Genomic DNA, 26,906 nt, shown 5'->3' with positions numbered 1-26,906 from the left:
TCCGGCAGACAGCCTCGGAGGCTCCCTATCGTTTTTTGGTGTCGATGATGCGGGCGTTGCCGCCGGCCAGCAGCTCACCATTGATGGCATTGGCCGGCTGCCCGGCCGCCGGGCCAAGACCCAGCCCGGCCAGCAGGTTGTCCACGGCCACCTGCACCATCGCCCGGCGCGTGGCCAGCGAGGCGCTGCCGATATGCGGGGTCAGCACGATGTTGCGCAGCGCCAGCAGCTCCGGGCGCACGTTGGGTTCGTTCTCGTAGACGTCCAGGCCGGCCGAGGCGAGCCGGCCGCTGGCCAGCGCGTCGGCCAGCGCCAGCTCATCGACGATGCCACCACGGGCGATGTTCACCAGCGTGGCACTGGGCTTCATCTTCGCCAGGGCAGCGGCGTTGATCAGGTGGTGGTTCTGCGCGGTGTACGGCAGCACCAGCACCAGGTGATCGGCCTGCGCTAACAGCTCGTCGAAACCGACGTAGTTCGCCCCGACCGCCTGCTCCACGTCCTGCAGCAGCCGCGAACGGTTGTGGTACAGCACCTTCATGCAGAAGCCGTGATGGCCGCGGCGGGCGATGGCCTGGCCGATGCGGCCCATGCCCAGGATGCCCAGCGTGCTGCCATGCAGGTCGGCGCCGAGCATGGTGGTGAACGACCATTGCCCCCAGTTGCCCTCGCGCAGCCAGCGGTCCGATTCGACGATGCGCCGGGCCGCCGCCATCAGCAGCGAGAAACCCAGGTCGGCGGTGGTTTCGGTGAGCACGTCCGGCGTGTTGGTGGCGATGACGCCGGCCGCGCTCAACGCCGCGATGTCCAGGTTGTTGTAGCCGACACCGACGTTGGCGACGATCTTCAGGTCCGGCGCGTTGGCGATCTCGGCCGCACCGACGCGCTCGTTGAGCGTGATCAGCGCGCCGTCCATGCCGGCCAGGCGGGCACGGATCGACGCACTGTCATGCGCGGTGACCTCCGGCGTGGCGACCACCTCGCAGTACGCGGCCAACTGCGCGACGGTGTCGTCGAACAGCGGCTGCGATACCCAGACGCGGGGCCGTGGTTCAGCCATCGATGCTGCCCGGGATGCGCGGGCTCTTCTGGCCGACATCACCGCATTGCGCGCGGTAGCGCAATGCCTGGTCAACCAGCACCAGCGCCAGCATCGCCTCGGCGATGGGGGTGGCGCGGATGCCGACGCAGGGGTCGTGGCGGCCGGTGGTGATCACATCGACCGCATTGCCGGCCGTGTCCACCGTGGCGCCGGGCAGACGCAGGCTGGAGGTGGGCTTGAGCACCATCGAGGCGACGACCTGCTGCCCGGTGGAAATGCCCCCGAGGATGCCGCCGGCATGGTTGGACTGGAAGCCCTCCGGGCTGATCAGGTCACGGTGTTCGGTGCCCTTCTGCGCGGCACTGGCAAAGCCGTCGCCGATCTCCACGCCCTTGACCGCGTTGATGCTCATCAACGCGGCGGCGATGTCACCGTCGAGCTTGCCGTAGATCGGCTCGCCCCAGCCCGGCGGCACACCGTCGGCGACCACGTTCACGCGCGCACCGACCGAATCACCGGACTTGCGCAGCGCATCCATGTACGCCTCCAGCGCCGGCACCTGGGCGGCGTCGGGCCAGAAGAAGGGGTTTTCCTCGACCACGCTCCAGTCGAAACCGACCGGGGTGATCTCGCCCAGCTGCGACAGGTAGCCACGCACGGTCACCCCGTGGCGCTGCTGCAGCCATTTCTTGGCGATGACGCCGGCGGCCACGCGCATGGTGGTCTCGCGCGCGGAGGAACGGCCGCCACCGCGTGGGTCGCGGATGCCGTACTTCTGCCAGTAGCTGTAATCGGCATGGCCCGGACGGAACTGCTGGGCGATGTTGCTGTAGTCCTTGCTGCGCTGGTCGGTGTTGCGGATCAGCAGTGCGATCGGCGTGCCGGTGGTGCGGCCTTCGTAGACGCCGGACAGGATCTCGACCTCGTCGGCCTCGCGGCGCGCGGAGGTATGGCGGCTCTTGCCGGTGGCGCGGCGCTGCAGGTCGTGGGTGAACTCCTCCGGCGCGATCTCCAGCCCCGGGGGACAACCGTCGATCACGCAGCCAATGGCCGGCCCATGCGATTCGCCGAAGGTGGTGACACGAAAGAGTTGTCCGAAGGTATTCACGTTGCCGATTCTGTCCTGCGCTTGTGCCGTCAATCCCGCACCGGGGAAACCACGGCGAAGGCCCGGGCCCTCGCCGCCTGCGCCCTTACGGGCGCTGTGCCGCCAGTTCGGCGATCCGCGCATGGTGGGCGCGCAGCTCGGCCGCCTCCACCGCGAAGATGCCCATCTGGCCGACCTTGAACTCGATCCAGGAGAAATACACTTCCGGCAGCAGCTTGATCAGGTGCTGCTCGGAGTCGCCCACCTCGCAGATCAGCAGGCCTTCCTCGGTGAGGTGGTCCGGCGCATCGCGAAGGATCTTCAGCACCAGGTCCAGGCCATCGTCGCCGGCGCGCAGGGCCAGGTCCGGCTCGTGCGAATACTCCTGCGGCAGCGCATCGGTCTCGTCGTTGGTGACGTACGGCGGGTTGGTGACGATCAGCTCGTACACCCGGCCCTGCAGGCCGTTGAACAGGTCGCTCTTGACCAGTTCGACGTTGTGCGCGAGCAGGCGTTCCTTGTTCTCGAACGCCAGCGACAGCGCGGCGTCGTTGACGTCGCTGCCGTCGACCTGCCAGTTCGGGTAGTAGTGGCCCATGGCGATGGCGATGCAGCCCGAGCCGGTGCACAGGTCCAGCGCGCGGGTGACATCACGGCCGGCCAGCCACGGCTCGAAGCCGTTGAGGATCAGCTCGGCGATCGGCGAGCGCGGCACCAGTGCGCGCGCGTCGCTCTTGAAGCTCAGTCCCGCGAACCAGGCTTCGCCGGTCAGGTAGGCCGCCGGCTGGCGCTCGTTGATGCGGCGCTCGAACAGCGCCAGCACGCGTTCGCGCTCGTCCGGCAGCAGCCGCGCCGCGCCGTAGGCCGGGCCGAGGTCCGGCGGCAGGTGCAGGCTGTGCAGCACCAGCTGGGTCGCCTCGTCCAGGGCGTTGTCATAGCTGTGGCCGAAGGTCAGGCCTGCGGCATTGAAACGGCTGGCGCCGTAGCGGATCAGATCGATGATCGTGTGGAGTTCGGCAGCCGCCTGGGCAGTCATGGCAATACGGAAATACTTGAAAGGTCTGCGATTATAGGCGCGTGCCCGGTATATTGAGTGCCCAGTTGCAGCCGAAACTTCGGCAACGGCCGCCAGCACCCGCCCGGCGGGGCCTTCCCGGCCCATGGGAACAGGCCTGCAATCCCCTACACTCCCGTGTCCCGCCCGTGGCCCACTCCCGCAGTGGCCACCTCCGAACGGAAGCAACGGCCCATGTTCAACCGCAATATCGGCATCATCCTCGCCATCGCCCTGGCGGCCGGCCTCGGCCTGGTACTGGCACAGAAGGTATTCGGCCCGTCCAGCAAGGGCACCAACGGCACCCGCTCGATCATCTTCTACGGCACCCCGCGCACCCTGCCGGAATTCGACCTGGCCCAGTCCGACGGCACCCGGCTGATCCCCGGCGAACTGCATGGGCACTGGAGCCTGGTGTTCCTGGGCTTCACCGCCTGCCCGGACGTCTGTCCCACCACCCTGGCCGAGCTGGCCCAGGCCCAGAAGCAGTGGCAGGCCATTCCCGACAGCCTGCGCCCGCGCGTGGTGCTGGTGTCGGTGGACCCGGAACGCGACACCCCGTCCAAGCTGGGCGAATACGCCCATGCCTTCCACAAGGACACCCTGGCCGCGACCGCGGACATCCCGTCGCTGGAGCGTTTCGCCACCGCGCTGGGCATGGTGTTCCAGAAGGTGCCGGGCAAGCATTTCGAACAGAACCCCAACGACTACAGCATGGACCACTCCTCCAGCATCGCGGTGCTGGACCCGAAGGGCCGCCTGGCCGGCCTGATCCGCCCCCCGTTCAACCCGCAGGCCATTGCCAGCGACCTGACTAAGCTCACCGAGAACACCGCCCCATGAGTCTGGTAACAACGCTCACCTACGTCCTGCCCCATCGCCTGCTGTCCTCGATGGCGCGCTCGCTGGCCTATTCGCAGAACCCGCGGATCTCGCGCTGGCTGATCGACACGGTGACCGAAAAATTCAACGTCAACCTGGCCGAGGCGGCCAACCCGGACCCACGCAGCTACCCCAGCTTCAATGCGTTCTTCACCCGCGCCCTGAAGCCGGGCGCACGTGCGGCCGCCGCCGACCCGCGCACCCTGACCATGCCGGCCGATGGCCGCATCAGCCAGCTGGGCCCGATCCAGGACGGTCGCATCTTCCAGGCCAAAGGGCAGTCGTTCACCGCCGCCGAGCTGCTCGGCGATGCCGCCGACGCCGTCCCGTTCAACAACGGCCTGTTCGCCACCGTGTACCTGTCCCCGCGTGATTACCACCGCGTGCACATGCCCTGGACCGGCACCCTGCGCGAAACCGTGCACGTGCCGGGCCGTCTGTTCAGCGTCGGCACCGACGCGGTGGCCAACGTGCCGCGCCTGTTCGCCCGCAATGAGCGCCTGGTCTGCCATTTCGACACCGATTTCGGCCCGATGGTGCAGGTGATGGTCGGTGCGCTGCTGGTCAGCGGCGTGGAGACGGTATGGAGCGGCGAGGAGATCCCCGCCTACGGTGACCGCATCACCCGCAAGGACTGGCGCGGCAAGGGCATCACCCTGGAACGCTTCGCCGAGATGGCGCGCTTCAACTATGGCTCCACGGTGATCGTGCTGCTGCCGCCGGGCGTGGCCGACTTCGAGCCGTCGTTGAGGGCCGAAAGCCCGGTGCAGCTGGGCCAGGCGCTGGCGACGTTGAAGTAGGCCAGACGGAGCCTCCCCCTCCCCGACCCAAAAAAAGGGCGCCCTGCGGCGCCCTTGTTCATTGCAGGAACCGCCTCAGCGGTCGCAGCCTTCCAGCTTCAGCCGCTGCCCCGGCTTGATCGCATAGGCCGGCGCGCGCAGGCCATTGGCGCGTGCCAGGGCCGGCACCTCGCACTGGAAGCGGCTGGCGATGCGGCCCAGCGTGTCCCCCCGCGCCACCGTGTAGCTGCGTGCCTGGCGGCGTGCCGGAGTGGCCGGACGCGGCGCCGGGGCGGGCGTGGCGACTGGCGGCGGCACCTGCCCGCCCTGCATGGCCTGCACATCGCCCACCGCCACGCTGCCGGTGAAACTGGTCGCGGTCGGGCGCTTGATCGCCGCATTGACGTCGGCGGTGATCAGCGTGCGCGCCAGATCCGCGCGCGGGCCGCTCACGCAGTAGCGGTTGTACAGGCCGGCAATGCGGGTGGTCGCGTTGATCGTGGTGCCGCCCGGGATCCAGCCATCAGCCTCGTAGCGCGGGTTGAGGTTGCGCAGCGCACGCATGTAGCCATCGCGCGTGCCGGTGCTGCCCAGGCAGATGGTCAGCTCATAGATGGTGGTCGAACGGGCCAGCCGGATCGTCGCCGGCTGGCCGTTGATCTTCGGGAACTCCACGCCGTACTGCTGCGGGTGCAGGAAGATCCAGGCCGCAGCGATCACCATCGGCACGTAGTCCTTCGTTTCGCCCGGGAACTGGTTGTACGCCGAGTCCGTCCAGAAGCTCTGCCCGCCCATGTCGCGGTAGATGCGGGCCGCCCGGCCCTCGCCGCCATTGTAGGCGGCCAGCGCGTATTCGATGTTCCGGTTGAGTCCGCGCATGCGCTCGTTCATGTAGGCCGCACTGGCCTCGGCGGCGCTGCGCGGGTCAAAGCGCGTGTCAAAGCCGGTACCATCCGGGCCCAACCCGAAGCGGCGGCCGGTGGCCGGCATGAACTGCATCAGGCCGGCGGCGCCCACCCGCGAGGACGCATGCACACGGCCATTGGACTCCTTGGCCATGATGCCGAACAGCAACGCCTCCGGCAGACCGCCCTTCTCCCACTCCGGCCACATCACGCCGCGCAGGTTCATGTAGTTCTCGTAGCTGGTCAGCAGCGCCGGGCGCATGTCGGTCAACCAGCGGCGGATACCGGCCTGGATCGCCGGGTTGTACTCGACCATGTCGTCGAAGGCATGGCGGTGGTCGTTGAGCAGGGCCGCGGCACGGGCCGCTTCCGGGACATCGGCCCGCAGCGGCGCGACATGGTCCGGATCCGCCTCGACCGGCATGCCGGCGTCGTCCTCCTCGTCGGCCGCCGCACCGTCCACCTTCTGCTTGAGCAGGCGCTTGTAGGTGGTCAGCAGGCCGCTGACCGTACAGCCCTTCTGCGCGATGCAGGCGGTGATCACGTCCTCCATGTCCTCCAGCGCCGCATCCGACTCGGCGGTGCCCTTGGGATCGGCGTTGTTCACCAGCACCAGCGCGTCGCTGTAGCGCTTCTCCGCCGCCGCCATGCGGGCCTCGATGGCCTCCACCCTGGCCTTGTCGCGGGCCGACAGCGCATGCGCCGCCGGCACCACCGTCAACAACGAAACCGCGACCAGCAGCGACCAGGGACGAAGAGAGAACAGGGATACGGACATCAGCAACACTGCGCGCGAAAGGTCAGGCAGGGTAGCCGCCGGACTTGCCCGGGGGCAACAATGACACCGTCCCGATACAGTCGGCCGTTAGAATCCCCCTTCATTCATCTATGAGTGCTTCCATGGACCCGATCCTGCTCGGCAAAGGCGTCACCGACGACATCGCCGTCACCCTGCTCCCGCGTTTCGGCAACCGCCATGGCCTGATCGCAGGGGCGACCGGCACCGGCAAGACGGTGACCCTGATGACCCTGGCCGAGGGCTTCTCGCGCCTGGGCGTACCGGTGTTCATGGCCGATGTGAAGGGCGACGTGGCCGGCCTGGCCGTTCCCGGGGAGGGCGGCGAGAAGCTGGCCCAGCGCGCCGCCGAGATCGGCGTGGACGGTTACGCCCCGGCGGCCAGCCCGGTGGTGTTCTGGGACCTGTACGGCCAGCAGGGCCACCCGGTCCGCACCACCGTCAGCGAGATGGGCCCCACCCTGCTGGCGCGCATCCTGGAGCTCAACGACACCCAGTCCGGGGTGCTGGACATCGTGTTCAAGCTGGCCGACGACCGCGGCCTGCTGCTGCTCGACCTGGACGACCTGCGCGCCCTGCTCAACCTGGTGGCCGAGGAACGCAAGGACATCTCCACCGAGTACGGGCTGGTCAGCGCGCAGTCGGTGGCCGCCATCCAGCGCTCGCTGCTGCGGCTGTCGCAGGACGGCGGTGAAGCCTTCTTCGGCGAGCCGGCGCTGGAACTGGCCGACATCATGCGCGTGAACCATGACGGCCGCGGGGTGGTCGGCATCCTCGCCGCCGCCCAGCTCATCCTCAAGCCGCGCCTGTACTCGACCTTCCTGCTGTGGCTGCTGTCCGAGCTGTTCGAGCAGCTGCCGGAGGTGGGCGACCTGGACAAGCCCAAACTGGTGTTCATCTTCGACGAGGCGCACCTGCTGTTCGACGACGCGCCGCCGGCGCTGGTGCAGCGCATCGAGCAGGTGGTGCGACTGATCCGCTCCAAGGGCGTGGGCGTGTACTTCTGCTCGCAGTTCCCGGATGACGTGCCGGCCAACATCCTCGGCCAGCTCGGCAACCGCGTGCAGCACGCCCTGCGCGCCTTCACCCCGCGTGACCAGAAAGCGGTCAAGACCGCGGCCGAGACCTTCGTCCCCAACCCCAAGCTCGACGTGGTCGCCACGCTGTCACAGCTGGGCACCGGCGAAGCCCTGGTCTCCACGCTGCAGGACAAGGGCGTGCCCTCGCCGGTGCAGAAGACCCTGATCGCCCCGCCCCGCTGCCGGATGGGCGCGATCACCGAGCCTGAGCGCGCCCAGGTGCGCGCCGGCAGCCCGGTCGGCACCCGCTACGACACGGCGGTCAACCGCGAGTCGGCGGCCGAGCTGCTGGCCAAGCGTGCCGAGAAGGCGACCGAGCAGGCGCAGGCACCGAAGGCCCGCACGCGCCAGCAGGACGAGGAGCAGGAAGGCGGTTTCGGCCAGAGCATCAAGGACGCCATCTTCGGCACCAAGCGCCGTCAGGGCATGATCGAGACGATGGCCAAGCAGACCACCCGCACCGTCGGCACCAAGCTCGGCAACCAGATCGTGCGCGGCATCCTCGGCAGCATCTTCGGCGGCAAGCGCTGAGTAGGCCGGGTGCCGGCCGTTGCCGGCACCCGGCCCTGACCCCCAGAATGTGCGCAGCACCACGGGGGATTCATGGAAGATCGTTCGCATCGCAACTCGTCACGCAGCACGCCCGAGCCGTTCTGGCAGCGGCTGCCATCCATCACGTTCTACCCGGTGCGCGGCGCGGCGCTGTATGCACTGATCGCGCTGACCCTGTGCACCCTGCTCGGCCTGCTGCCGGGCATCGGCTGGATCCTGGCCATCGTGGTCTGGGTCGGCGTCTACCGTTACGCCTTCGAGATCCTGCGCGAGACCGCCAACGGACGCCTGGCCGCGCCGGAGAACACGCTGTACTCCAGCGACGGCACCGTGATCCGCCTGCTGGCGATGATGATCCTGATGGGCATCTTCGTGGTCGTGGTGGCAGCCTTCCTGGGCCCCATCATCGGGTTGGCCGCACTGGCCGCGGTAGTGTTCCTGCAACCGGGCTGCGTGATCTCGCTGGCCATGGACGGCAGCCTGCGCGCCGCCCTGAACCCGGCCACGCCGATCACCCTGGCCGTGCGTATCGGCTGGCCCTACCTGGCGGTGTTCCTGCTGCTGTTCGTGATCCAGGCCAGCGCACTGACCGCCGGCAAGTGGCTGCATGCGGTCATGCCCCCGATCATCGGCGACCTGGTGCTGACCTTCTTCAGCATCTGGGGGTTGTTCGCCACCTTCCACCTGCTGGGCTACATGGTCTACCAGTACCACGATGTGCTCGGTTTCGAGCCGGAAGGCGCGCCGCAGCCCCTCTCCCGCAATGCCCCTGACCAGGCGCTGCTGGACGAGGCCGAGCACTTCGTCCGCGACGGCCACCCCGAAGCCGCCATGGATGCACTGCGCGCGGCCGTCCGCAGCCGCGCGGTCGGCTTGCCGGTCCATGAGCTCTACCATCGCCTGCTGCGCCGCAAGGGAGTCTCCGACGCCCTGCGCGAGCACGGCCGCCAGTACATCACCCGCCTGCTGGCCGAAAAGGAGGAACGCCAGGCGATGCAGGTGCTGCGCGAGCTGCTCGAAACCGATCCGGACTTCACCCCGGCCGATCCGGAGCAGGCCACCACCCTGGCCGAGCGCGCCCACCTGAGCGGCCAACTGCAGCTGCAGCTCGATGCCCAACTGGCCATGCTCAAGGCCTGGCCGCGCGCGCCGCTGGCACCGCAATGGGCGGTGCAGGCCGCACTGCTGCTGGCCGAACGCTACAGCCGCGATGACGAAGCGCGCGCCCTGCTGGAAGACGCACTGGGCCGCTGCGAAGACCCCGAACAGCGCCGCAAGCTCGAAGCCGCGCAACGGGCATTGAGCCCGCACCTGGCGTGAACCGGTTCGGCCCCTGACAGTGGCGGGGAGTTCATCCCCGCCTATGGTCTGGCGACCGGGGCACGACGGGCCTCAGTTGTTCTCGAGCAGGAACCGCGCCTTCCCCGCCTGCTCCGAACCGGGGTAACGCCGCGCGATGCCATCGAGCAGGCGGCGCTGCTCCTCCGGCGCGTGCAGCTCACCGTGGCGCAGGGCCAGGCGCAACCACAACTGGGCCTGTTCGCCCTCCGGCAGCCCGGAGGCCTTCAGCAGCAGGGCCTCGGCCTCCGCCAACCAGGCCTGCTTGAAGCAACGCGCCAGCACTGCCCGCAACGTCGACGCGGGCGGCATCACCGGCGAGGCCTGCAGCTTTTTGACCAGGTCATGCTGCGCGGCGCGCTCGGCGGGGTCCGCCGCCTCCAGCATCATCGCCTCACCCAGCCGCGCCTGTGCGGCCGTACCGCGGCCATCGTTGTCGGCGACACGCAAGCGCGCCAACGCCACGTCCAGCCGGTGCGGCTGCTCGGCGGCCAGCGCGGCGAGCAGCCGTTCGGCGGCGGCATTCTCCATCCGCCCCATGTGCAGCAGCGCCTGCTCCCAGCGCGTGTCGGGGGCTGCCGGGGCCTCGTCCTCACGCATGAAGAATTCGCGGGTCTGGTGGGTGAGCACCAGCACGCCGCCCAGTAACGCGCCACAGACCAGGCCACCGGCGTGTGCGTCGAAACCGATGCCCGCCCCCTGGTTGGTGAAAAGGTTGAACACTTCCCAGCCCAGCCAGACCGGCAGCAGCCAGATCGCCGGCGCGCGCACGTAGTTGAAGAGGATCCCGAACCAGTAGAAGAACCGCACCGGGCGCAGCCCCCACACCACGCAGAATGCCCCCATCACCGCGGCGATCGCGCCCGAGGCCCCCAGCCCGCCGCCGGCCTCGCCCCAACGCCACAGCACGCTCACCGCACTGGAACCCAGCGCGCCCAGCAGGTAGACGGCCAGAAAGCGCCAGCTGCCGATCGCCCCTTCCAGCAGCAGGCCCAAGGCCACCAGCAACACCATGTTGCCGAACAGGTGCAGCGCGTCACCATGCAGGAAGGCCGAGGAGAACATCCGCGGCAGCGACCATTCCGAACTGCGCAGCAGATGGCGCAGGGTGAACACCTGGTCCAGCCGGGACTGGTACTGCTGGTGCAACGGTGCCCATTCGTTGCGCTCTTCTTCCGTCTCGAACAGTTCGCCGTGCTGCAGGGCCTGCTGGAATGCGACGTCAGTCTGCGTCGAGGCGGCCAGATAAACCGACTTGTCACGCGCGGGCAGCGCCTCGAACGCCTGCAACGCTTCGACCTGCCCGGTTTCGATCAGGTGCTTGCGGTAGGCCGGCACCTCGCGGGCGTCGAGGCCGGAGGCCAGGTACCAGGCCTGTGCAGCCTGGACCTTGTCCTCGTCCGGCACCTGCCAACCGAAGTAGATCAACACATTGACCAGCACCAGCAAGGCCGTCACGCAGGGAAACGTGGCCAGGCTCAGGGGCTTGTGCAACGGCAGGATCAACATCGACGGACATTCCCTTGTCTGGACGGCGCAGCTTCAGCGATCCGATAGCCGCGCGCAAGCGCCCGCGGCTACCATGGCGTCCTCCCGCAAAGCATGCATTCCCGCAATGAGCCGTTGGCGCCCACCTGCAGAAAAAAGCACCGCGCTGATCACGCCCCAAGGCCACGCGCGCCTGAAGGCCGAGCTGGACGAGCTGTGGCGCCAGCGCCGCCCGGAGGTGGTCAAGGCGTTGGCGGCGGCGGCGGCCGAAGGAGATCGCTCGGAGAACGCCGAATACACCTACCGCAAGAAGCAGCTGGGTGAAATCGACCGGCGCGTGCGTTACCTGAGCAAGCGCCTGGAAGCCCTGCGCGTGGTGGACACCCGCCCCAGCGACCCGGAAGCGGTGTTCTTCGGTGCCACGGTTGAACTGGAGAACATCGATTCGGGCGACAGCCATGTCTACCGCATCGTCGGCCCCGACGAGACCGATGCGGCCACCGGCTGGATCAGCATCGATTCACCACTGGCCCGTGCCCTGCTGAAGAAGCGCATCGACGATGAGTTCAGTGTCGAGCTGCCCGGCGGCATCACCCGCTTCGTGCTGGTCGATGTCAGCTACGAGGGCTGACCCGGGCAAAACCCCCATCGCAGAAAGCGGCCAACACGCAACAACGTAGCGACCGTTGCGGGGATTGCATCCCCGCCTACGCGGGTTCGGCCAACGCGGGCGGATAGCGACGCCCCTCACGCAGCGGGCGGAAGTAGTCCGCCTGCGCCAGGAATGCCGCATCCTGGTGCGGATGCCACCCGGGGATACCGGCCAACGGCAACGGGCGCAATTCGGATGCAGCGGCCAAGACCTGCCCGGCGGTGATCACCGCGGCGACCCGCGCCACGGCAGCGGCGTCCGCTTCACCGTGCACCACCACGCACTTGCCGACCAGCAAGCGTCCCGGCACCAGCATCTGTTCCATCAACGCGTGCCCGATCACGGCGGCCACGGCGATGTCACCCCGTTGCCAGCCCGCTGGCGCGAACAGTGCCGGCCAGTCGTGCCGATCCCACGCCAGCAGCAGCGCCGGATCGCGCACGCGCACGATCACGCCGGATTCGTCGAACTGGGTCAGGGCCTGCTGCGCAGGGTTGCGTTCGCTCGCCCCCAGCCGCGCGATATGCAGGCACTGCCGCGCATTGAGCGCATGCTTGATCGCCGGATGGCGCATCCACACCAGCGCATTGAACAGGTCATGCCAGTTCTCTTCGCGCGTGGCGATGCGCCCCTGCGCAATGCGGGTTTCGTAGTGCAGGCCGTCGGCCAGCAGTGCGGCGTCCTGTGCCACGAAACGGTGATCCGGCGACGCCAGCCGCGCATTGAGCGCATCGATGGCGGGCCAATCCGCGCCGGTCAGCAGGTCCCGTTGGTCGGCATAACCGTCGAACACGGGATGCCGGAAACACACGGCATCCACCTGCCCGCGCAACGGGGCAATGAACCGACGCCGGCCCTGGCCGGCGCCTACTTCATTCACCGTTGCGGTCACAACACCTTGAGATCGAACGGCTTGGCCGTCTGCTCGACCAGTGCATCACCGAACAGGTCGTGCTCGTCGCTGTCGGTGATCTCCACGTTGACGAAGTCACCCACGCGCAGGCGTGCTTCCTCGCCGTTCTGGATATGCACCAGGCCATCGATCTCCGGCGCATCGGCCTTGGAACGGGCCACCGCGATGCCGTCTTCGATCACATCGACCAGGCACTGCTGCACGCTGCCGATCTTCGCTTCCAGCTTGGCGGCGGAGATGGCTGCCTGCTTCTCCATGAAGCGAGCCAGACGCTCCTGCTTCACCGCTTCCGGCACCGGGCCCGGCAGGTCGTTGGCGGTGGCGCCGTCCACCGGCGAGTACGCAAACGCACCCACGCGGTCGAGCTGGGCGACATCCAGGAAGTCGAGCAGCTGCTCGAACTCGGCGTCGGTCTCGCCGGGGAAGCCGACGATGAAGGTCGAGCGCACGGTGATGTCCGGGCTGATCTGACGCCAGCGCAGCACGCGCTCCAGGGTCTTGTCGACCGCGCCCGGGCGCTTCATCAGCTTGAGGATGCGCGGGCTGGCGTGCTGGAACGGGATGTCCAGGTACGGAAGGATCTTCCCTTCGGCCATCAGCGGCACCACGTCGTCCACGTGCGGGTATGGGTAGACGTAATGCAGGCGGGTCCAGGCATCGAGTTCGGACAGGCCTTCGCACAGCGCCTTCATGCGGGTGGCGTACTCCTTGCCGCGCCAGGTGCCCGGCGCGTACTTGCGGTCCACGCCGTAGGCAGAGGTATCCTGCGACACCACCAGCAGCTCGCGCACGCCGCCCTTCACCAGCCTCTCAGCCTCGCGCAGCACTTCATCGACCGGGCGCGACACCAGGTCGCCACGCATCGACGGGATGATGCAGAAGCTGCAACGGTGGTTGCAGCCTTCGGAAATCTTCAGGTAGGCGTAATGACGCGGGGTCAGCTTGATGCCGTAGTCCGGCACCAGGTCCACGAACGGGTTGTGCTTGGGCGGCAGGGCCGCATGCACGGCGTCCATGACGCTGGTGTAGTCCTGGGGGCCGGATACCGACAGCACGTCCGGGTAATGCTCGCGGATCATCTCCGACTTCTTGCCCAGGCAGCCGGTGACGATGACCTTGCCGTTCTCGTTCATCGCCTCGCCGATGGCATCCAGCGACTCGGCCACGGCCGAATCGATGAAGCCGCAGGTGTTGACCACCACCACGTCGGCCGAATCGTAGGACGGCACGATGTCGTAGCCCTCCACCCGCAACTGGGTGAGGATGCGCTCGGAGTCGACGAGGGCCTTCGGGCAGCCAAGGCTGACGAAGCCGACTTTGGGGTTCAGCTGGGACATGTTCACGGAATTCTGGGGGCCGGGGCCGGAATGACCACAGGGCCGGAAAGCGGGCGATTATACCGGTCACCCACCGCTCTGCCCTGCAACTGGCTTAATGCGCCCCGCACACACCAATGAGCGACGCCAAAGTCCCTCTCCCGCACGCAGGAGAGGGATTGGGGTGAGGGCAGGCGTCCCGCACCCTGCGTCGGAATCAAAAGCGCCCTCATCCGCCCCTTCGGGGCACCCTCCCGCTGGCGGGAGAAGGGAGCGCCGCCGCCTGTGCCGTGCATGCATGGCCCCGCTGTGCCGCGCAGCCACCGTCCAGTGCCGCAGAAAGTGAAAGCCCCTCTCCCGCACGCGGGAGAGGGGTTGGGGTGAGGGCCGCTCTCCAGCACCCGTCCCAGAATCCAAAGCCCCTCATCATCCGCCCCTCTGGGGCACCTTCTCCCGCCGGCGGGAGAAGGGAGCACCATCCCCGACTTCCCCCTCAATTGGAGCTTCCCCCATGTCCCAATGGATCACTCTCTCCACCGCCCACGGTCCGGTCCGCGCCTGGCAAGCCCTGCCTGAGGGAACGCCCCGTGCCGGTCTGGTCGTCATCCAGGAGATCTTTGGTGCCAACGCGCACATTCGCCACGTCGCCGAACAGTACGCGGCCGAGGGCTACGCGGTGCTCGCCCCGGCCTTCTTCGACCTGCTGGAACCGGGCCTGGAGCTGGCCTATGACGCCGAGGGCGTGAACCGCGGCAAGGAACTGGTCACCGCGCTGGGCGTGGACCGCGCGGTCAGCGTGGTCCAGGCCGCCGCCCAGCAGCTGGAGCGCCACGGCAAGGTCGGCACGGTCGGCTACTGCTGGGGCGGCACCATTGCCATGCTGGCCGCGCAACGGCTGGGCCTGCCCTCGGCCAGCTACTACGGCGCGCGCAACGTGCCATTCCTGGACAGCCCATTCAAAGCCCCGGCAATCTTCCACTTCGGCGCGCAGGATGCCTCGATCCCACCAGCCGCCGTTGCAGCGCATCGTGAAAAGCAACCCACATTGCCGGTATATGTGTACCCGGCCGACCACGCCTTCAACCGCGAGGTCGGCATGCACTACCACGCCCCCAGCGCCGAACTGGCGCGCGAACGCACCTTGGCCTTCTTCAGTGAGAACCTGCGATGACCGAAGCTGTGACGTCCGATTTCGAACTTGATTCCCGCCTTGCCACCGACAGCGTGCTGATCGCCGATGGCCCCCTGTCCCAGATCCGGCTGATGAACGACGACCGCTTTCCCTGGGTCGTGCTGGTGCCCCGCGTTGCCGGGGCCAGCGAATGGATCGACCTGGACGGCGCCCAACAGCGCCTGCTGCTGGCCGAGATCAACCAGATCTCCCAGCACCTGAAGCAGAAGCCCAACGTCAGCAAGATCAACATCGGGGCGCTGGGCAACATCGTGCGCCAGCTGCACGTGCACCTGGTGGGCCGCAACGAGAACGACCCGGCCTGGCCGGGCCCGGTCTGGGGCAGCGGCAAGGCCCAGCGTTTCGATCCGGACGTTCTGGCCGAGCGTGTCGAAATCTGGCGCCAGCGGCTACGATAGGCGCCTCACCACCAACGGACACTGCACGCCGATGCGCTCCAACCTGATCGCCGCCCTGATCCTGATCATCGTCGGCCTGTTCTTCCTGGCCAAGAACCTGGGCTGGATCAACGGCAACATCGGCTCCATGCTCGCCACCTGGTGGCCGGCCATCCTGGTCGCAGTGGGCATCGGCATGCTATTCGGGCGGGGCAAGTAAGGCCGCCGCACCTGCCGCAGAACCGGCGAAAAACAAAAAGGGCGCGGAATCCGCGCCCTTTTTCGTTGTCGCATGCCGGGCTCAGGTGCGCGGCAAGGTCACGCCGGTCTGGCCCTGGTACTTGCCGCCGCGGTCCTTGTACGAGGTCTCGCAGACATCATCCTTGTCGGCCTGGAAGAACAGCATCTGTGCCACGCCTTCGTTGGCATAGATACGCGCCGGCAGCGGCGTGGTGTTGGAGAACTCCAGCGTCACGTGGCCTTCCCATTCCGGCTCCAGCGGCGTGACGTTGACGATGATGCCGCAGCGCGCGTAGGTACTCTTGCCCAGGCAGACCACCAGGGTGTCGCGCGGGATGCGGAAGTACTCCACCGTGCGTGCCAGCGCGAACGAATTCGGCGGGATGATGCACTCGTCGGCCTCGATGTCGACGAAGCTCTTCGGGTCGAAGTGCTTGGGGTCGACGATGGTGGAGTTGATGTTGGTGAACACCTTGAACTCGCGCGAGCAACGCACGTCGTAGCCATAGCTGGAGGTGCCGTAGCTGACGATGCGGCTGCCATTGACCTGCTTGATCTGCCCGGCTTCATACGGCTCGATCATGCCGTGCTGCTCGGACATGCGGCGGATCCAGCGGTCGCTCTTGATGCTCATTCAATGGTCCTGATTTCGTGGGATCGCGCAGCCTGGTGCGCCGGTCGGGGCACGATTCTAGCGCAGGGGCCTTGTATCGCCGAGCCCGAGCCGGGGCTGCCACGGCTCGGCGGGCAGCGGCCGGACGACGCCGGCAGCCGGTCAGATCAACGAGGACACGATCGGGATGCTGGCGCGTGGGCGCTTGGCCAGTTCCTCGGCCATGCGCCGGGCCGCGGCCAGGTAGGCCTGGGCCGGTGCGGAATCCGGTGCAGCGGCCACCACCGGGGTACCGACGTCCCCCTGCTCGCGGATGCTGATGTCCAGCGGCAGCGCACCCAGCAGCGGCACGCCGTACTGCTCGGCCATGCGCTGGCCGCCGCCCTCGCCGAACAGATGTTCGGTGTGGCCGCAGTTGCTGCAGGTGTGCACGGCCATGTTCTCGACGATGCCGAGCACCGGAACCTCGACCTTCTCGAACATTTTCAATGCCTTGCGCGCATCCAGCGTGGCGATGTCCTGCGGCGTGGTGACGATCACCGCACCGGCCACCGGGATCTTCTGCGACAACGTCAGCTGGATGTCACCGGTACCCGGCGGCAGGTCGATCAGCAGGAAGTCCAGGTCGCCCCACAGCGTGTCGTTGAACAACTGGGTCAGCGCCGAGGTGGCCATCGGGCCACGCCAGATCATCGGCGAGTCGGGCTCGACCAGGAAACCGATGGACATCGCTTCCACGCCAAACGCCCGCAACGGCTCGATGGTCTTGTTGTCCGGGCTCTCCGGACGGCCACTCAGGCCCAGCATGGCCGGCACGCTCGGCCCGTAGATGTCGGCATCGAGCACCCCGACCCGCGCCCCCAGCGCGTGCAGCGCCAAGGCCAGGTTCACCGCGGTCGTGGACTTGCCCACCCCGCCCTTGCCGGACCCGACCGCAATGACGTTGCGGATACGTGAATGGGGAGAGAGCCCCTTTTGAACCTTGTGGGATGAACCCAATGCGATCGAACCGCCCACCACAACCTCAGCCTTTCAGACAGGGCGCAACTATAGCGCCTCGCCCGCATGACATCCCCACCCGCTTCCGATCGGCACCTGCCTTTCCGCACTACGCGCTGGATGGCGGTTCTGCTACCTTTTCCGCGTTGTTGTTCCATTCAGCAAGCTTGTGACCCCAAGCAATCAACGTGTCCAAAGGATGAGATATGCACGTGGTTTTCGGCCGTACCTTGCTCCTCACTGCTGTTTCACTCGCTGCAGCCAACAGCTACGCAGAGTCTTCCGGGCCGATTGCCATCGAGGACCTGGCGCGGCTGCCCGCACTGCAATCGGTGTCGATGAGTCCTGACGGGAAGCACCTCATCGCCCTGGTGCCTTCACCGAAGAATGCGGAAGAAACCGCATTGGCCACCTGGGACACCAGCGCGCTTTCGTCCGGCCCCAAGGTGGTGACGCCGTCGGGTGATCGCATGAAGTTCATTGCCGCCGGTGCCCTGAAGTCGGACAAGATTCTGGTGATCGGCCGCCAGGAGTGGACCGGGCAGCTGGGCGGTTGCGGCGAAGGCAACGCGTCCGGCGCGACCAAGACCTTTGTAGTGAAGACCTACCTTACCGGTGACGATCAGAAGGAGTTCAACGAGGCCTTCACCGACAACACCCGCAGACTCGGCGTGAGCGAGCAGACCCAGCGCTGCCTGGAGCTCGCTGGCACGGCATCGCTGGTGAACATGCTGCCGCTGGACCCGGACCGGGTCGTCATCCAGCAGCTCAGCGAGCTGAGCCTGACCTCGAACTACTACCTGTACAACCTCAAGACCAAGGAAACCGAACTGCTCTTCCGCGGCGGTACGCGCGCCTCGCCAGCCCTGTTCGACTCGCGCACCGGCAAGGTGCTGGCGAAGTCCCAGATCGAAGCGGCAGGCAGCGACTATGAGCAGCAGGTACTGATCCTGGACCCGGCCTCGGGCCAGTTCGTCCTGCAGCGACCGCTGACCACCAAGCTGTCCGACCGGCATACGGTTGAACTGGCGGGCGTGGATGACGCCACCGGCAAGTATTACGTCTTGACCGACCTGTTCTCGGACAAGGTGCAGGCGCACCTGTATGACCCGAAGCAGCAGAAGTTCGATGCCGAGCCCGTGGTGGCCAACCCGGAGTTCTCCATTGCCCGGTTGATCTTCAGTACCCAGGCCAGCAACTTCAACCAGGTGCTGGGCTTCGTGATCGACGGCCCGTCACCGCAGACCGTCTATGTCGACCCGACCCTGAAGGCGATCCAGGACAACCTCAAGCAGGCCTTCCCCAACAAGCAGATCGATATCGCGCGCTACACGGACGACTTCTCGCGCATCCTGTTCAAGACCAGCAGCAACGATGCCCCGTCCAGCCACCATATCCTGCTCGACAGGAAGAACGTGGTGAACCTGGGGAGCGAGCGCCCGTGGGTCGGCGAAGGCCGGACCGGCGAGGAGCGTTGGGTCACCTACACCGCGCGTGACGGCCGCCAGATCCCGGCCATCCTTGATCTTCCCGCAGGCTGGAAGCAGGGGGATCCGGCCGCACCGGCCATCGTCCACCCCCATGGCGGCCCGTGGGCACGGGATTACATGGGCTGGGACGTGTCTGGCTGGGTGCCGCTGCTGACCTCGCGCGGCTATGCCGTGCTGCGCCCGCAATACCGTGGCTCGGCCGGCCTTGGCCGCGACCTGTGGATCGCGGGCGACCGCGAGTGGGGGCAGAAGATGTCCGATGACAACGATGATGCCGCGGCCTACCTGGTTTCACAGGGCATCGCTGGCAAGGACCGCATCGCCATCTTCGGCTACTCCTACGGTGGTTTTGCCGCCGCAGCCGCAACGGTCCGGCCGAACTCGCCGTTCCAGTGCGCGATCGCGGGCGCGCCGGTCACCGACCTGGGCCGCCTGGGTACGTCCTGGAGCGACAACCGCCTGCAGCGCATCCTGCAGGGCCAGACCGTGAAGGGCATGGACCCGCTGAAGAACGCCGCCAATGCCAACATCCCGGTCATGCTGTTTGTCGGTGACCGCGACGTGCGCACCCCGGCGTTCCACGCCCAGGGCTTCTACGATGCGGTGAAGAACAAGGTGCCGGCCCAGTTCCACCTGATCGCCGACCAGCAGCACAGCATGCCGTGGTACCCGCGGCAGCAGCGGGAAACCCTTGGGCTCATCGAGAATTACCTGAAGAGCGATTGCGGCCCCGGCGGGCTCTGATCCCCGGCTGTATCGAAGTACCCAACCGGGGAGCGAAGGCTCCCCGGTTTTTTTTTGACTGCCAGGGACGGGGGATCCCTCGTGGCCGACCATCGGGGCTGTTGTGGGTACCGCGGAGGAAACCGGGGGACAGCGCCGCCGACCACGCCGATCCTGTAAAGCCGCGACCACCGGGCACCTCATTGCTTCGAATTCATATACGTGAATGAGAGGAAGTGAGATCAGAAAACCGTTGCAAGCGCAACCCCTCCAACCTACATTCGCTTAACCAGCCCATAACGCTGGCGAAACATTTTGCTGAACATTTTTCATCAGGAGAGAGCCGCATGAAGATGTCCGTCCAACGCGGACTGCAACAGTTGCCTTTGGTAATTGCTGTCGTCGCAGCACTGCAAGTCGTTCCGGCCTTTGCCCAGGAGCAATCCGAAAAGACCGAAACCACCAGCCAAAGCGCAACCTCAAGCGAAAAGGCCAAGGATCTCGATACGGTCACCGTCACGGGCTCGCTGATCAAGCGTCCGGAGTATGAAACCACCTCGCCAGTGCAGGTGATCTCGATCGAGAAAGGCTTGGCCGCAGGCCAATTTGATACCGCCAGCTTCCTGCAGACCTCGGCTGCCGCCGCCGGCTCCACCCAGATCAACAACCAGTTCGGCGGCTTCGTCGTCGAAGGTGGTACCGGCGTGCAGACCGTCTCGCTGCGCGGCCTGGGCTCGAACCGCACGCTGGTGCTGCTCGACGGCCAGCGCCCCGGCCCCGCCGGCACGCGCGGCCAGGTCGGCTCGTTCGACCTCAACGTCATCCCGCAGGCCATCCTGCAGCGCATCGAGCTGGTGAAGGATGGTTCGTCCTCCATCTACGGCTCCGACGCGCTGGCCGGCGTGGTGAACCTGGTCACGCGCAAGACCATGGACCGTCCGGAAATGACGTACATGATGAGCGTGCCGCAGCATGGCGGCGGCGAGCAGTTCTCCGCGTCGATCGCCAACGGCTGGAACTTCGACAACGGCAGCATCGTCGCCGGCGTCCAGTGGGACAAGCTCAACGCGCTGACCAACGGCGACCGTGACTACTTCTCCTGCGCACAGGACCGTGTCTGGGGCACCGATGGCAAGCGCATTGACCGCGTGGACCACTCGATCCTGGAAGGCACCCCCCTGGCCGGCTGCAGCGCGGGCAACCTGTACGCCAACACCATCATCAAGCTGTTCGACTCGCGCGTGCGCTACGTGCCGACCAAGGACGGCAGCACCATTGGCCCGTTCCCGGGCTACAAGCCGCGCCCGTACCCGTCCAAGAGCTATGCCAACTCGCCTGAAGCTTCCTATGAGGACGTGCTGAACTACGACTTCCTCAAGAACGGCGAAGTCATCAACGAACGCGAGCGTGCCAGCTTCTACGCGGCAACCGACTTCAGCTTCGACAGCTTCAGCTGGAAGACGCAGTGGTTGTACAACCGCCGTGAGACCAACGCCCACAGCTACCGGCAGTTCTTCCCGATCGTCTACAACGAAAGCGACGACGACTACTACCAGCCGATCATGCCGTTCGTCGATGACCAGAAGGTCAAGGTCGACTACTTCTACGGTGCCACCAAGTTCGACGGCCTGTTCAAGGGCACCGACAGCTGGGCCTGGGAAATCAACGGCACCTACAGCCGCTCCAAGGGCAAGTACGGCAACCTTGCGATCGACGCCGCGCGTACCGGCGACCTGGGTGACCCGATGGGCGGCGATACCACCCCGGTGAACTACTTCGACCCCGGCTTCCTCAGCGGCGAGCGGATGGGCGAACTGGTCAATGCCATCGGCGTCTGGGCCAACGGCAGCACGATCTACGAACAGTCCACCGTCAACGCGGTGGTCACCGGTGATCTGTTCGGCCTGCCTGCCGGCAATGTCGCCGGTGCATTCGGTGCGGAGTTCCGCCACACCAAGATCGACGACCAGCCGTCCGACCTCTCCAAGCAGGGCCGGATGTGGGGCTACAGCTCGGCCAATGAAACCAAGGGCACCGACAACGTCAAGGAAGCCTTCGCCGAGTTCGACATCCCGCTGCTGAAGGGGCTGCCGGCCGTCGAATCGCTGTCGGTCAACCTGTCCGGCCGCGTGTTCAAGTACGACTCGGTTGCCGATTCGGACAACGTGTGGAAGGCCGGCCTGAACTGGCAGATCATCCCCTCGCTGCGTGTGCGCGGCACCATCGGCACCTCCTACCGTGCCCCGGGCCTGTACGAGCTGTACCTGGGCGACCAGACCGGCTACCAGACGCAGGCACTGATCGACCCCTGCATCCTGTGGGGTGACAGCAACAACCAGTACATCCGTGCCAACTGCGCGGCGGCGGGCATTCCGGACGACTATGCCGGTGGCTCCTCAAGCGCGACCGTGTACGAGAGCGGCGGCAAGGGCAAGCTGAAGCCGGAGACCTCCAAGGCCAAGACGCTGGGCCTGGTGTGGACCCCGACCTTCGCCGACCTGAACGTCGCACTGGATTACTTCGACTACGACGTCCGTGGCGAGATCACCCAGCTCGGCGCTCGCAACATCGTGTACAGCTGCTACGCCTCGCCGGTCTACCCGAACTCGTTCTGCGACCAGATGGAGCGTAATGCGCCGGATGACGCATCCGCCCCGAACTCGATCGTCAACATCTACAGCACCTACGTGAACATCAACCGCGAGCGCACCCGCGGTTACGACCTGCAGGTGAACTACGATCGCGACTTCTCGTTCGGCAAGCTGTCCGTTGACGCGCAGGTCACCTACACCATCGAGGACTCGTTCCGTCTGTTCGACTCCGCCGCCAACAGCGGCATCTCGACCGACGAGCAGATCGGCTACATCGGTCGTCCGAAGACCGTGGGTATCGGCAACGTCAGCCTGAAGCGTGGTGACTGGACGTTCAGCTACCAGGGCCAGTACGTGAGCAGCACGTCCAGCAAGGACTACGACCGCACCTTCACCTACTCCGGCTACCAGAACGCGACCCGCGACATCAAGGCCGGCTGGCAGTTCCTGCACCACGCCTCCGTGGCGTATGAACAGGGCGACTGGGGCATCCTGTTCGGTGTCCGCAACCTGTTCGACAAGGCGCCGGACCTGGTCTCCTCGGGCCTGGGTTCCGATGCCGCCGTGTACGGCAACGTGCCGGTCTATGCCTCGCAGTACGACTGGTACGGCCGCACCTTCTTCGCGCGCGTGCAGTACAAGTTCTGATCCCTGCGTTGAAGTGGCAATACGAGGGAGGCGACGTCATGTCGCCTCCCTTTTTCGTTGGCGCGCGGCGCTTCTGCCCGGTCCGGCGGCCGCAGACGGGTCGCCTTCAGATCTCCGCCGCGATCACCTGCGCCGCATTGTGCCCCGGCGCCCCGGTCACGCCGCCGCCCGGGTGCGTGCCCGACCCACACAGGTACAGGCCGGGGATCGCGCCCCGGTAGTTGGCCTGGCCCAGCATCGGGCGGGCGCTGAACAGCTGGTTGAGGCTCAGCGCACCGTGGAAGATGTCGCCCCCGACCAGGCCGAAGGTCCGCTCCAGGTCGAGCGGGCTCATGATCTGCCGGCCCAGCACCGCGTCGGCGAAGCCCGGCGCCTGCCGGTCAACCGTGGCGATCATCAGGTCGGCCACTTCGTCGCGGTGATCGTCCCAGCTGCTTCCGTCCGGCAGCTGCGGTGCCACATGCTGGCAGAACAGGCTGGCCACATGCTGCCCCGGCGGTGCCAACGAGTCGTCCAACGTGCTGGGAATCAGCATTTCCACCACCGGCTCACGCGACCATCCATGCTGGCGTGCATCCAGATAAGCACGGTCCATGTAGTCCAGGCTCGGGGCGATGATGATGCCCGCGGTGAGGTGATCGCCCTGCCCCGGCAACACCGTGAAATCGGGCAGCCGCGACAGCGCCACGTTCATCCGGAACGTGCCCGAGCCACAACGCCAGCCGCGCATGCGTTCGCGCGTGGCGGCCGGCACGTCGGCCGGTTCAAGCAACTGTTCGTACAGCAGCTTCGGGTTGACGTTGGCCACCACCGCCCTGCCGCGCAGCACGTGCCCAGCGCTGGTCACCACGCCGCAGGCACGGCCCTGCTCGACCAGTACCTTCCGCACCCCGCAGTCGGTCCGGATCTGCACGCCGGCTTCCTGCGCCGCACGCGCCATCGCCTGGGTGATTGCGCCCATGCCGCCGATCGCGTGCCCCCAGGCACCCTTGACGCCATTGCTCTGGCCGAACACGTGGTGCAGCAGCACGTAGGCGCTGCCCGGCGAGTAGGGGCTGGCGTAGTTGCCGACAATGCCGTCGAAGCCGAACAGCGCCTTGATCGGCGCGCTCTCGAACCAGCGGTCCAGGTACTCCGCCGCCGAGATCGTGAACAGGTCCAGCAACTCCTGTTTCAACCCCGCGTCCAGCCGCTGCAGCTGGCGGCCGAGCTTGCCGGCCTTCCACAGCGCCGGCAGCGCCTGCAGCCAGCCACCCTCGCCCACGTTTGGCGGCGCCTGCAGCGCCTGTGCCCGCAGCACGTCGGCAAACACTTCCAGCCGACGCTCGTAGTCAGGCAGGCGCTCGGCGTCGCGGGCCGAGAACTTCGCCACTTCGGCCTGGGTGCGACCACCGCCGGCCAGCAGGTACTGGCCATCGGGCAGTGGCAGGAAGTTGTTGATGCGCCGGGGCACCACGCGCAGGCCGTGACGCTCCAGCGCCAGGTCGGCGATCACCTGCGGCTGCAGCAGCGACACCGTATAGGAGGCCACCGAGTTGCGGAACCCGGGATGGAACTCCTCGGTCACCGCCGCCCCACCGACGACTGCCCGCCGTTCCAGCACCAGCACCCGTTTGCCGGCCTTGGCGAGATAGGCCGCGCACACCAGCCCGTTGTGGCCGCCGCCGATCAGGATCGCATCCCACTGCTTGCTTGATGTCTGGCTCATCGCGCCTGTATAGCACCCACCAGCCGCCTGCGGCGCACCGGTGGCTGCGCCCGGCGGGCATGACCTTCGACACCCTTTCGGTGACAGTTTCAGGCGTATCTTCTGGTGTCGGCTCCGCCCCGGAGCCCATTTCGTGCTCTGAAATCGGCCTGGAGGCCTATCCCGTGATCGTTCGCAAACCCCAGATCCTGCTGCTGTCCCTGGCCGTCTCGGCCGCGCTGATCGGCTGCAAGAAAGAAGAGACCCCGGCCGCTCCGGCGGCCGCACCGGCTGCGGCCGCCGCCACCGAACTGAAGCTGGACGAATCCAAGCTGCCGGCCTACAACGCCTTCACCGCCGCCGACCTGGACACCAGCAAGGACGCCTGCACCGACTTCGGTGGCTACGTGAATGACAAGTGGCTCACCGCCAATGCCATTCCGGGCGACCGCACCAGCTGGGGTGCCTTCACCATCCTGGACGAGCGCTCGGTCGCCGTGCAGCACCAGTTGGCCGAACAGGCCGCCGCGATCAAGGACGCCACCGGCATCGAGAAGATCGTCGGCGACTTCTGGGCCTCGGGCATGGACGAAGCCAAGATCAACGCGCTGGGCATCACCCCGCTGCAGGGTGACCTGACCGCCATCGACGGCCTGCAGGACGGCGCCGCCATCGCCAACTACCTGCGCGGCACCGCCGCCAAGGGCGAGAACTTCCTGTTCGGCTTCGGTCCGGAAGCGGACTTCAAGAACTCGACCATGAACATGGCCTACGCCAGCCAGGGCGGCCTGGGCCTGCCGGACACCACCTACTACACCGACGCCAGCAAGGCCGACAAGCTCAACGCCTACAAGGCCCACGTGGCCAAGGTGCTGGAGCTCAGCGGCGTTGCCGCCGCCGACGCCGCCAAGCAGGCCGAGGAAGTGATCAAGTTCGAGACCCGCCTGGCCCGGGCTTCCAAGTCCAGCGCCGAGCTCTCGCGCAACGTCGAGCTGTACTACAACCCGGTCACCGTGGCCGACGCCGACAAACTGACCCCGAACTTCAGCTGGACCGAGTTCTTCAAGGCCCAGGGCATCACCGCGCCGGAGAAGTTCTCGCTGGCCATGCCGGCCTTCCACGAGGAAGTGAGCAAGATGCTGGGCGACACCGACCCGGCCGTGTGGCGCGCCTACCTGCGCTTCCACACCGTTGACGGTGCCTCCCCGTACCTGAGCGATGCCTTCGTGCAGGAAAACTACGCCTTCTACGGCCGCGACCTGAACGGCCAGAAGGAAATCAAGCCGCGCTGGAAGCGCGTGCTGGGCACCATCGAGAGCGATGCCGGCGAAGCCTTCGGCCAGATGTACGTCAAGGTCGCCTTCTCGCCGGAAGCCAAGGCCAAGATGGAAGACCTGGTCAAGAACCTGGCCGCGGCCCTGAAGGACCGCATCCAGAACCTGACCTGGATGAGCGACGAAACCAAGGCCAAGGCCATCGCCAAGTGGGAAACCTTCACCCCGAAGATCGGCTACCCGGACAAGTGGCGTGACTGGTCGGGCCTGAGCACCACCCACGACGACTACCTGGGCAACGTGCGCGCCGCCAATGCCTTCAACTACAAGTTCGCGCTGTCCAAGATCGGCCAGCCGGTGGACAAGACCGAGTGGGGCATGACCCCGCAGACCGTCAACGCCTACTACAACCCGCTGCAGAACGAGATCGTGTTCCCGGCCGCCATCCTGCAGCCGCCGTTCTTCGACCCGAACGCCGACGACGCACTGAACTACGGCGGCATCGGCGCGGTGATCGGCCACGAGATGACCCACGGCTACGACGACCAGGGCGCCAAGTTCGGCCCGACCGGCAACTTCGAGGACTGGTGGACCGAGGCCGACTCCAAGGCCTTCGGTGGGCTGACCAGCAAGCTGATCAACCAGTTCAACGAGTACAAGGTGGGCGACCAGAACGTCAACGGCTCGCTGACCCTGGGCGAGAACATCGCCGACCTCGGCGGCCTGGCCACCGCCTACGATGCGCTGCAGAAGGCATCGGCCGGCAAGGAAGACCCGAAGGTCGATGGCTTCACCCGCGACCAGCGCTTCTTCTTCAACTGGGCCACCGTGTGGCGCACCAAGTACACCCCGGAGAACGCCAAGGTCCGCCTGGCCACCGACCCGCACGCACCGGCGCAGTTCCGCGCGATGGGCGCGCCGTCGAACCTGCCGACCTTCGCCGCCGCATTCCAGTGCAAGGCGGGTTCGCCGATGGTCCGCGCCGGCGACAAGCAGGTGGTGATCTGGTAATCACCGCCCTGCGGTGAGGCAACACCCGAAGGCCCGGCATCGCCGGGCCTTCTTCTTGCCAACGCGTAGGAGTGGCCTTGGCCGCTCCTGCCTCGCCACTCCCGCCTGGCTGCCAACGTGACCGGCTTCGCGGCCAGGACTGCTACTCCGCCCGGATGCGCAACATTGCCCCGGCGGC

The 26,906-nt window shown here is 66.8% G+C and carries 21 protein-coding genes; 11 read left to right on the top strand and 10 right to left on the bottom strand.

Going from position 1 to position 26,906, the window contains the following annotated elements:
* Window positions 1-25 precede the first annotated feature (25 nt).
* The 3 genes from AC06FE_RS11015 to prmB all read right to left on the bottom strand — a co-directional run bounded on the left by AC06FE_RS11015 (window position 26) and on the right by prmB (window position 3,165).
* Window positions 26-1,060: a 2-hydroxyacid dehydrogenase gene (locus AC06FE_RS11015; RefSeq protein ID WP_478073047.1), complete on the bottom strand. Its 1,035-nt coding sequence runs from the start codon at window positions 1,058-1,060 to the stop codon at window positions 26-28.
* On the bottom strand, window positions 1,053-2,159 hold the full coding sequence (gene aroC / locus AC06FE_RS11010) for a chorismate synthase (RefSeq protein ID WP_478073088.1): 1,107 nt from the start codon (window positions 2,157-2,159) through the stop codon (window positions 1,053-1,055). Before aroC ends, AC06FE_RS11015 begins: the two co-directional genes overlap by 8 nt.
* A gap of 76 nt (window positions 2,160-2,235) precedes the next feature.
* Window positions 2,236-3,165, bottom strand: coding sequence for a 50S ribosomal protein L3 N(5)-glutamine methyltransferase (gene prmB, locus AC06FE_RS11005; protein WP_132864370.1), 930 nt, complete (start codon window positions 3,163-3,165; stop codon window positions 2,236-2,238).
* A gap of 213 nt (window positions 3,166-3,378) precedes the next feature.
* Between prmB and AC06FE_RS11000 the strand changes: the two genes are divergently transcribed.
* The gene (locus AC06FE_RS11000) at window positions 3,379-4,026 is read left to right on the top strand and encodes an SCO family protein (protein WP_313254754.1); all 648 of its coding nucleotides are present in this window, start codon (window positions 3,379-3,381) and stop codon (window positions 4,024-4,026) included.
* Window positions 4,023-4,865, top strand: coding sequence for an archaetidylserine decarboxylase (gene asd / locus AC06FE_RS10995; RefSeq protein WP_478073046.1), 843 nt, complete (start codon window positions 4,023-4,025; stop codon window positions 4,863-4,865). Before AC06FE_RS11000 ends, asd begins: the two co-directional genes overlap by 4 nt.
* Window positions 4,866-4,940: 75 nt before the next feature.
* Here the strand turns inward: asd and AC06FE_RS10990 are convergent, their stop codons facing one another.
* Window positions 4,941-6,527: a transglycosylase SLT domain-containing protein gene (locus AC06FE_RS10990; RefSeq protein WP_478073045.1), complete on the bottom strand. Its 1,587-nt coding sequence runs from the start codon at window positions 6,525-6,527 to the stop codon at window positions 4,941-4,943.
* Between the two features lie 122 nt (window positions 6,528-6,649).
* Here AC06FE_RS10990 and AC06FE_RS10985 point away from each other — a divergent pair, with 122 nt between their 5' ends.
* Both AC06FE_RS10985 and AC06FE_RS10980 read left to right on the top strand, forming a co-directional pair.
* On the top strand, window positions 6,650-8,155 hold the full coding sequence (locus AC06FE_RS10985; protein ID WP_192287251.1) for a helicase HerA-like domain-containing protein: 1,506 nt from the start codon (window positions 6,650-6,652) through the stop codon (window positions 8,153-8,155).
* Between the two features lie 72 nt (window positions 8,156-8,227).
* The gene (locus AC06FE_RS10980) at window positions 8,228-9,496 is read left to right on the top strand and encodes a hypothetical protein (protein ID WP_478073044.1); all 1,269 of its coding nucleotides are present in this window, start codon (window positions 8,228-8,230) and stop codon (window positions 9,494-9,496) included.
* Window positions 9,497-9,568: 72 nt separating this feature from the next.
* Here the strand turns inward: AC06FE_RS10980 and AC06FE_RS10975 are convergent, their stop codons facing one another.
* Window positions 9,569-11,023 (bottom strand): rhomboid family intramembrane serine protease, encoded by a 1,455-nt coding sequence (locus tag AC06FE_RS10975; RefSeq protein ID WP_478073043.1) that lies wholly within the window; start codon window positions 11,021-11,023, stop codon window positions 9,569-9,571.
* 106 nt (window positions 11,024-11,129) lie between these two features.
* Here AC06FE_RS10975 and greB point away from each other — a divergent pair, with 106 nt between their 5' ends.
* Window positions 11,130-11,633, top strand: coding sequence for a transcription elongation factor GreB (greB, locus tag AC06FE_RS10970; RefSeq protein ID WP_478073042.1), 504 nt, complete (start codon window positions 11,130-11,132; stop codon window positions 11,631-11,633).
* Window positions 11,634-11,709: 76 nt separating this feature from the next.
* On the opposite strand, the gene AC06FE_RS10965 is transcribed toward greB, so the two are convergent.
* Together AC06FE_RS10965 and rimO are read right to left on the bottom strand one after the other, a co-directional pair.
* On the bottom strand, window positions 11,710-12,546 hold the full coding sequence (locus AC06FE_RS10965) for a DUF3025 domain-containing protein (protein WP_478073041.1): 837 nt from the start codon (window positions 12,544-12,546) through the stop codon (window positions 11,710-11,712).
* Complete coding sequence (gene rimO, locus AC06FE_RS10960) at window positions 12,543-13,904, bottom strand: 30S ribosomal protein S12 methylthiotransferase RimO (protein ID WP_478073040.1); 1,362 nt, start codon at window positions 13,902-13,904, stop codon at window positions 12,543-12,545. The genes AC06FE_RS10965 and rimO overlap by 4 nt, the downstream gene beginning before the upstream one ends.
* A gap of 490 nt (window positions 13,905-14,394) precedes the next feature.
* Between rimO and AC06FE_RS10955 the strand changes: the two genes are divergently transcribed.
* From AC06FE_RS10955 to AC06FE_RS10945, 3 genes are read left to right on the top strand one after another with little or no spacing between them, the layout of a single operon-like run.
* Window positions 14,395-15,054 carry a dienelactone hydrolase family protein gene (locus AC06FE_RS10955; protein WP_478073039.1) on the top strand — a complete coding sequence of 220 codons (660 nt, stop codon included), beginning with the start codon at window positions 14,395-14,397 and terminating at the stop codon, window positions 15,052-15,054.
* Window positions 15,051-15,473, top strand: coding sequence for an HIT domain-containing protein (locus AC06FE_RS10950; RefSeq protein WP_192286217.1), 423 nt, complete (start codon window positions 15,051-15,053; stop codon window positions 15,471-15,473). Before AC06FE_RS10955 ends, AC06FE_RS10950 begins: the two co-directional genes overlap by 4 nt.
* Window positions 15,474-15,504: 31 nt before the next feature.
* Entirely contained in the window at window positions 15,505-15,672 is a 168-nt protein-coding gene (locus AC06FE_RS10945; protein ID WP_089153126.1) for a LiaI-LiaF-like domain-containing protein, read from the top strand.
* 81 nt (window positions 15,673-15,753) lie between these two features.
* Here the strand turns inward: AC06FE_RS10945 and dcd are convergent, their stop codons facing one another.
* Together dcd and apbC are read right to left on the bottom strand one after the other, a co-directional pair.
* Window positions 15,754-16,326 carry a dCTP deaminase gene (gene dcd / locus AC06FE_RS10940; protein ID WP_192286218.1) on the bottom strand — a complete coding sequence of 191 codons (573 nt, stop codon included), beginning with the start codon at window positions 16,324-16,326 and terminating at the stop codon, window positions 15,754-15,756.
* 141 nt (window positions 16,327-16,467) lie between these two features.
* Entirely contained in the window at window positions 16,468-17,310 is an 843-nt protein-coding gene (gene apbC / locus AC06FE_RS10935; protein WP_478073087.1) for an iron-sulfur cluster carrier protein ApbC, read from the bottom strand.
* A gap of 200 nt (window positions 17,311-17,510) precedes the next feature.
* Between apbC and AC06FE_RS10930 the strand changes: the two genes are divergently transcribed.
* Together AC06FE_RS10930 and AC06FE_RS10925 are read left to right on the top strand one after the other, a co-directional pair.
* Window positions 17,511-19,538, top strand: coding sequence for an alpha/beta hydrolase family protein (locus tag AC06FE_RS10930; protein WP_478073038.1), 2,028 nt, complete (start codon window positions 17,511-17,513; stop codon window positions 19,536-19,538).
* 326 nt (window positions 19,539-19,864) lie between these two features.
* A complete protein-coding gene (locus AC06FE_RS10925; protein ID WP_478073037.1) occupies window positions 19,865-22,756 on the top strand; it encodes a TonB-dependent receptor domain-containing protein in 2,892 nt (963 codons plus the stop codon).
* Between the two features lie 106 nt (window positions 22,757-22,862).
* On the opposite strand, the gene AC06FE_RS10920 is transcribed toward AC06FE_RS10925, so the two are convergent.
* The gene (locus AC06FE_RS10920) at window positions 22,863-24,464 is read right to left on the bottom strand and encodes a phytoene desaturase family protein (RefSeq protein WP_478073036.1); all 1,602 of its coding nucleotides are present in this window, start codon (window positions 24,462-24,464) and stop codon (window positions 22,863-22,865) included.
* A 167-nt stretch (window positions 24,465-24,631) separates the two neighbouring features.
* Here AC06FE_RS10920 and AC06FE_RS10915 point away from each other — a divergent pair, with 167 nt between their 5' ends.
* Window positions 24,632-26,728 (top strand): M13 family metallopeptidase, encoded by a 2,097-nt coding sequence (locus AC06FE_RS10915; protein WP_243694088.1) that lies wholly within the window; start codon window positions 24,632-24,634, stop codon window positions 26,726-26,728.
* Window positions 26,729-26,906 lie beyond the last annotated feature (178 nt).

It is taken from the genome of Stenotrophomonas sp. Steno-C18, assembly GCF_056393195.1.
This window is presented reverse-complemented; position numbering and strand designations above follow the sequence as displayed.

Coding starts and splice junctions, on each gene's coding strand:
- AC06FE_RS10980 (WP_478073044.1), top strand. CDS start 8,228: ATGGAAGATCGTTCGCATCGCAACTCGTCACGCAGCACGCCCGAGCCG.
- AC06FE_RS10950 (WP_192286217.1), top strand. CDS start 15,051: ATGACCGAAGCTGTGACGTCCGATTTCGAACTTGATTCCCGCCTTGCC.
- prmB (WP_132864370.1), bottom strand. CDS start 3,165: ATGACTGCCCAGGCGGCTGCCGAACTCCACACGATCATCGATCTGATC.
- AC06FE_RS10945 (WP_089153126.1), top strand. CDS start 15,505: ATGCGCTCCAACCTGATCGCCGCCCTGATCCTGATCATCGTCGGCCTG.
- dcd (WP_192286218.1), bottom strand. CDS start 16,326: ATGAGCATCAAGAGCGACCGCTGGATCCGCCGCATGTCCGAGCAGCAC.
- greB (WP_478073042.1), top strand. CDS start 11,130: ATGAGCCGTTGGCGCCCACCTGCAGAAAAAAGCACCGCGCTGATCACG.
- AC06FE_RS10985 (WP_192287251.1), top strand. CDS start 6,650: ATGGACCCGATCCTGCTCGGCAAAGGCGTCACCGACGACATCGCCGTC.
- AC06FE_RS10990 (WP_478073045.1), bottom strand. CDS start 6,527: ATGTCCGTATCCCTGTTCTCTCTTCGTCCCTGGTCGCTGCTGGTCGCG.
- AC06FE_RS11000 (WP_313254754.1), top strand. CDS start 3,379: ATGTTCAACCGCAATATCGGCATCATCCTCGCCATCGCCCTGGCGGCC.
- AC06FE_RS10930 (WP_478073038.1), top strand. CDS start 17,511: ATGCACGTGGTTTTCGGCCGTACCTTGCTCCTCACTGCTGTTTCACTC.
- asd (WP_478073046.1), top strand. CDS start 4,023: ATGAGTCTGGTAACAACGCTCACCTACGTCCTGCCCCATCGCCTGCTG.
- AC06FE_RS10925 (WP_478073037.1), top strand. CDS start 19,865: ATGAAGATGTCCGTCCAACGCGGACTGCAACAGTTGCCTTTGGTAATT.
- rimO (WP_478073040.1), bottom strand. CDS start 13,904: ATGTCCCAGCTGAACCCCAAAGTCGGCTTCGTCAGCCTTGGCTGCCCG.
- AC06FE_RS10975 (WP_478073043.1), bottom strand. CDS start 11,023: ATGTTGATCCTGCCGTTGCACAAGCCCCTGAGCCTGGCCACGTTTCCC.
- AC06FE_RS10955 (WP_478073039.1), top strand. CDS start 14,395: ATGTCCCAATGGATCACTCTCTCCACCGCCCACGGTCCGGTCCGCGCC.
- AC06FE_RS11015 (WP_478073047.1), bottom strand. CDS start 1,060: ATGGCTGAACCACGGCCCCGCGTCTGGGTATCGCAGCCGCTGTTCGAC.
- AC06FE_RS10920 (WP_478073036.1), bottom strand. CDS start 24,464: ATGAGCCAGACATCAAGCAAGCAGTGGGATGCGATCCTGATCGGCGGC.